Genomic DNA, 6,229 nt, shown 5'->3' with positions numbered 1-6,229 from the left:
GAGGACTATCAGTCCATTGCCGTCGCTCTCCACTCTAAATGCGGATATCACGCCGACCTCTCGCAGAAGTTCACGGATTACCTCCGGTGGCTGAAACTCGCCGACGCTCTGGCAGGTCTGGAAAGGCCTCGGGTCACCGATTCGATGCGCAAGGCCCTCGGCTTTATCGATCCGTCGCTTTCTTTCTACTATCACCGGTTCCAAGAGTCGACTGGCATCCTCTCGAATGTTGTGCACACCGGTGTTGCTGAATGGGCAAAGAAAAAGGGTCTGTATCCTTTCCTCATCTTCGAGACCGGCGTTATCTACGTCGGATCGAAAGGGATCGACCTCGAAGACCCGGGCCGCAAGACCCTGATCGAGATCTACCGGGAGTTCGAGCATGTTCTCAACTCCTGCCATGCGGCGATCTCAAGTCCCGTTGAGTTCTCCGAGAGTATCACTGTTCAGGGGAGCAAGGGGCTCTATTCAGTCGATAACGCCTCCTTCTTCTACTCGGGCATCCCGACCGTGATGAAGGGGTTCATGGCGGCGGCGGTCCTCAGGGAAGAATCAGAGAACACCGGCCAGATCGAGATCGACCTCGCACAGCACAAACTCCTGGCCAGAAAAGCGGTACCTGAGATGCAGCAACCGCCCCTGAGGGTCATCGACATCCCGGCGCCAGCCATATCTGAGATCACAGTCGACGGGAGTGCGGTGGAACCTGCAGACGTGGAGATCCTCTGCCGTCCTCCCTCTCAGACCCGGTCGAAATCTCCCCTCGTCCCGGAGTCTGTCAGGCTTGACGGACGGACGGTCGAAGGGACAGAGATCACCATCGCCGGGCCAAGCCTCTTTGCAAGTCAGGTCGGGTACCGACATCATATCAGGGAAGACTTTGGCATCGACATCGGCTGGGACGCCCGGATCATTTCTTATGCGCGGGCGATCGCAGGACTGAGAAAAGCGGTCATCGATCCCCTCACAGAGGCCCACGCCCTGCCCACCGACGACTCCATCCTTGAGACCTGCCGGCTCTTTCAGGTCGACGAGGGTCTTGCATACCTCATGGCGGGCTATGCCCAAAATCACCGCGGGAAGGATCATCATGCGGTCGGGGGGTTCTGGAACTATTCCTATGTGATTGCCCGGGTTCTGCTCGACTCCTCTCTCGACGGTGTCCGCTTCGCTGACCTTACGACTGACAGGAAGATCGCGTACCTCACATCCCTGGTCGATTCGTTCCTCTCCAGCATCCCGACTGAGACGATGGAAGCCTTCAAAGAAAGCCTCCTCTATCCCTATCAGGACAAACTCCTGGTCTGGTTTGCAGAGAACCTCGACCTGAACGGGTCGATGGCCTTTGGTGCATTTGAGAACAAAGTCTCGAAGTTTGACGCTTACTGTCGGGGGAAGGGCGTCTGCCACCTCACCGCAGATACGCCGTTTGACACGGAGGAAATGATCCCCTCAAAGGACGTCAGTATGCTCGGGTATTCGTTTTCGAACCATGCCGTCCTTGGGGGAACAGAACCGAAACTCTCGGTCTCGGTGCCGGTCGAAGTCGAACTCGGGCTCAGGAAGATCGGCCACCAGATCAAGAAGGGCGAGGATAAACTCTACTTCCGGCTGATCCCTGACTACTTCCACACGCCTCTCGTCGCACGGATCTTCTCTGATCTCCTGAGCCGGTTCAACGAAGAGGCGATGACGAATATCAGGGCCCTGGCGGTGGAAGCCCTGAACGGGTCTACCCTCGACCTCACAGCACTGGTGCGGGAACTCTTCGCCGAGGCAGGGGGCCGTGGACTCTTCCGGTATACGGGTGGGGGTTTCACAGCCTTTGATCCGACCCTGTACACCACCTATGACGTTGTCTTCAACAAAATGAAGGACAATGAGACCGAGTACTGGTTCTTCGGGGCGTATCTCGGGATGTTGCTTGCCACGACGACCGGGTGCCGGGTGGTGGTCGGTGAAAACCCGATCTGTATGACAGGCGGAGACGAGTTCAACGAGATGGTCCTGCTGGAAGCACCGCATGCGGCGGTAAAACGCATCTTTCATGACACGATCCCCCTGTCGAGACTCCCCTCAGACCTCCGTGTTGCGTCCCTGGTCGTCGCCCTGGGGTACGAGTACGCCCTGGAGGACAAGTGGTTCCCGAAACATCTGCAGACACTCAGGAACCACCGGTGTCCGGGGAGCACTCTCCTCAAGGTGCTCTGGAGAAAGAACAGTGAGAGCGAGGGCCAGACCGGGGCTTTCATCAACCGCGTCCGGGGTTACTCGGTGCAGTCTGATAAGAAGGTCTACAACCAGTCTGTCAGGCTTCTCGAATGGGCGATCGAACTGGACCAGATTGCAGGTGATCCTATGACTATACAGACACTCCATGAACTTGCCCAAATCGGGATGGATGTTGTGATCCCGAAGGGGTTTGAACCGCATAAGATCGAGAGACTCTTCAGGGAGTCGGTCCGGGCCGTCCTCGCACGGGGGACGCAGAAGTTCCAGCGCGAAGATTACGTTGACGCCGTTATGGGCCGGTTGCTCAAGATGATGGAGCGCGCCGGTGATGACCAGTTCTTCCGGGTCAATTGGCGTAACCACGATCATACCGAGCAGACAAAGGCATTTGCCGAAGCGTTCGTTGATTATGTCTTTTATGGACTTTTCGACGGCAACGCCGGGAAGATGAAGCGTGCGGAGAACGACCTCGCGGACGGGTTCTACGCGGCGACGCTCCAGCTGCGTGAAGAGTATTACCAGAGAAAAAACGCCGCACAGAGTACAGCCGTTGAAGAGAAGAAAACTGTAGAAGGAGGAAATTAAAATGAGCGAAGATGCGATCCAGAAATTTGGTGCAACGATCAAGGACTACATTCTTGAAAAACCCGAGAAGAGGCCGAAGAACCGGTACGTGAACCTCCTGGTCCTCCGTGAACTGCTCTCGGCGGTCATCCGCATCGGGGAAACCGAGGAGACGGTCGGGAAACTCTTCGGTCGTAAGCAGGTGGCGAGCGACCGCCGCACTGCAAAGGCGGTTCAGCGGGCCCTGATCACCGACGAGATGAAGAAGAAAAAGGCCGACTGGGACGGTTGCTCGATGGAGGTGACAAAGATGTGCCAGAAGTGCCCGGAGTGCGCTCTCTTTGGCAGCGCCGCATCTGAAGGCGCTGTCAGCATGACCTCCCGCGTCATGTACGACGAGGCCTACACGATCCGGTCCCTGAGTACGGTCGTCGAGGAGTTCTTCCAGAACGCACCCGGCGACGCCTACGTGAAGAACGCAACATCTGGAATCCGTGAACCCGACTTCTTCAAGGAAGGCGTGCTCTTCCCCTGCGTGGTGACCCTCAAAGACGTCACTCTTGAGGAAGTGCTCTTCTTCATGAACATCACGGACCGGAACTCCCGGTACGGCGCCACGGGGACGCGCTTCGGGAAGGTCAGGAACCACATCCTCGGTGTCTACGCAGGCGGTCGGGAAGGGCCGTCGAGTCTTGAGGTGACGCGCGAGATCATCCTTGCCCTCGCGGGGGGGTCTGATCAGGAGGCGATCCAGCAGGTGATGTCCGCTGATACTCTGGACCTTGAAAAAGTAAAGGCGGCGGCGGTCACGGGCTATGAAGACCTTGCATCCCGCCACCGGATCGCCTGCACGAAGGTCGACGAGGCGGCGACCGCGGAGGTTCTCGACGCAATCAAGGAGGACTCGGAGGTCGCGTCCCTGCTCACGACCCAGCTTGGAAAACTGGACGACTATCTTGACGTGCCCAAGAAGTGAAGGCTATGTCTGCAACTGTCGCACCCACACCTCTGGCGGCGAAGCAGGACGTGCAGGTCTACGAGGGTGTGCTGGAACTCATGGGTGAGCTCTTTTTTGCCACCCTTGAACCCGGCAACCGGTACGTGACAAAGCCCCTGATCCTGAACACGGCGCTCTACTACGCTCTGGGGTATGCCCGTGGTTCCTATGTGAACCGGGCAACGGGTCGGAGGTCGAAGAGGCAACAGCCGACCTATGTCGAGGACACGGCGGCGTTTGCCGACGAGATCTATGTCTCGGTCGCCCGGCCGATCACCCCTCTCAGGTTCACTACCGAGAATGCCAATGCTCGGGGCGATGATTACGTCCAGCCCAACCAGCCGGAAAAGCAGATGAACTCGCCGACGGGGAAGATCGGGACGCGGAAGCAGATCCAGCCCGGTGCAAAATTCCGCTTCTTTGTCCTGGCATTCGACGGGGCGGTCCCTGACCTGCCGGCCTACGTGCGGGTCGGGAAAAAACGGACCAAGGCCCTGATCGAGTGGAACCGTCTGCCGGTCAGGCGGCTTTCTGGGTCGTTCATGATGAACCACCCGGTCCTTGTCGACGACCTGGTCAGTATGCCGATCGGAGACATCCGTTTCTCCCGGATGATCCCGTTCGACGTGATCGAGCAGGGGCGGTTTGAGGGACCGTACTGTGCGTTCACCTGCACCGATGGTGAGGAGGTCTGTCTCCCGGCCGGCCTGCAGTTCCTCAGGCGGTGGCGGGCATGATCGTCGAGGGGCTTTCCCTGCCGCGATATGATGCAGAACCGCTGGTCGGGGATATGCCTCCCTTCGGTCATCAGGTGATTGCCCGGGAGACCATCGAGACGCAGGACGAATATTATCTTGCGCTTACGGCCCCGACAGGATCAGGAAAGACTAATGCATGGGCCGTGCCCGCCCTTACCGGCGACCGCCTCGGTGTGGTCCTTGCCCTGTACCCGACCAACGCCCTGGCCCGGGACCAGTACAGGTCTCTCTGCCGTCTCCGGGACCGCCTGAACCCGTCGAAGGCCGTGGAATACCTTGACGCCGAACAACTTGGCTTGAGAAGGGACGAGTATGACTACCGGATCACGAAGGGCGATGTGCTGGAGCAGATCGTCAGGACTATGAAGCGGTCGGGCGGGGTCATCGTCACCAACCCTGACATCTTTATCTACGGGTTGAAGGGCTACTTTTCCAACTGTTATCTCGCTTCGTTCTTGAGGAACACAGTTTCGACGGTGGCCTTAGATGAGTTCCATCTCTTCGACCTCAAACAGACCGACATGATCCTCTTTCTCCTCCATGAGATCTCGTTCTACGATTCGGCACGGATGAAGCGTTTTCTCTTCCTCTCGGCGACTCCGAACGAGCGTGCTCTTGCCAAAATCCAGGATGTCATGCATGGCAACCTTGTGGTCGCCGGGCCGCGGTGCACCCTGCCTGTCGCTGACGAGGTGCCGGTGATGCCCGAGGTGGACCTCCGCTTTGTCCGGGGAACGAGGTTTGGCGTGGGGGAGGCGATCCTTGCAGATATCGATCGTTTCCTGGAGTTCTGCGAGGGGTGCAGGACAGCGGTCATCCTGGACAGTCCTGCGGAAGTCTGGATGGTGGCCGACTTCCTGCGGGAGCATACTGATCTTCGCGTCTGCGAGATGAGCGGATACCACCGGGGTTCGATGGACGAACCTTTCGATGTGCTTGTCGGGAACAAGGCGGTCGAGGTCGGGATCGACTTCAAGGGGGAGACGGCGATCCAGCGCCTGATCTTCTCGGCGCACAACCTCAGCGAGTTCCTGCAGAGGTTTGGCCGCCTCAGGAACCCTGAGTCCGGGGTCGCCTACCGGGCGGTCTGCTATGCGCCGCGCGAGACCGTCGACCACTTCTCGTCGGTTGAGCGGGTGTCGAGGTCTGACCTTGAGGCCGGTCTCCGTATGACAATGCGAGACCCCAGGGTGGCGCAGAGTTTCAGCTGGCGTTACGGTTACCTGGAGGCTTGGGAGTATCTCTGTAGACATGTATCCGGCATCGGGGCCCGGGAGGCCAGAGCAAAGATCAAAGGCGCGTATCCTCCTCTCACCGGCGGCGTGCCAACAGATCAGCAAGACGAAGTGAAGCATCGGGGACTTGGTCTCCTCTACTATCATTATTTCGTCGGTTCCGGGATCTCTCCAGAGGAGATGCTCCAGCTTCCCGGCCTTGTACCGCTTGAGAACTACACGCAGGACGACCTCCCCCTCCTCGACCTGATCGATGAACTGGTCAGTTTCCGGGGGAAAGGGATGGACCTTGCCTATCTCAACACGACTGACGGGAGTTCCGGGACCTACGACCTCTTCTTCCTGCTCCGCTGGACCGATCTGGAGGTCGTGACTCGCGAGGAGTTCCTGCGGGCTCTTCCAGAGGATCGCCGCTCATGGGGTCGCGAGATCTCGGAGCGGGT

At 58.6% G+C, this 6,229-nt stretch carries 4 protein-coding genes; all 4 read left to right on the top strand.

What is annotated here, in order from left to right:
• Positions 1-2,817: type I-D CRISPR-associated protein Cas10d/Csc3 (gene cas10d, locus Q0520_RS06940; protein WP_298668034.1), on the top strand; the 2,817-nt coding region annotated here is incomplete at its 5' end.
• A gap of 1 nt (position 2,818) precedes the next feature.
• Entirely contained in the window at positions 2,819-3,772 is a 954-nt protein-coding gene (gene cas7d / locus Q0520_RS06935) for a type I-D CRISPR-associated protein Cas7/Csc2 (protein ID WP_298668031.1), read from the top strand.
• A gap of 5 nt (positions 3,773-3,777) precedes the next feature.
• Positions 3,778-4,530, top strand: coding sequence for a type I-D CRISPR-associated protein Cas5/Csc1 (cas5d, locus tag Q0520_RS06930; RefSeq protein WP_298668029.1), 753 nt, complete (start codon positions 3,778-3,780; stop codon positions 4,528-4,530).
• On the top strand, positions 4,527-6,229 hold a 1,703-nt coding region (cas3, locus tag Q0520_RS06925; RefSeq protein ID WP_298668037.1), incomplete at its 3' end, for a type I-D CRISPR-associated helicase Cas3'. The genes cas5d and cas3, both read left to right, overlap by 4 nt.

Origin of the sequence: uncultured Methanofollis sp. (assembly GCF_937919355.1) — an archaeon.
Taxonomy (GTDB): Archaea; Halobacteriota; Methanomicrobia; order Methanomicrobiales; family Methanofollaceae; genus Methanofollis.
This window is presented reverse-complemented; position numbering and strand designations above follow the sequence as displayed.

Coding starts and splice junctions, on each gene's coding strand:
- cas7d (WP_298668031.1), top strand. CDS start 2,819: ATGAGCGAAGATGCGATCCAGAAATTTGGTGCAACGATCAAGGACTAC.
- cas5d (WP_298668029.1), top strand. CDS start 3,778: ATGTCTGCAACTGTCGCACCCACACCTCTGGCGGCGAAGCAGGACGTG.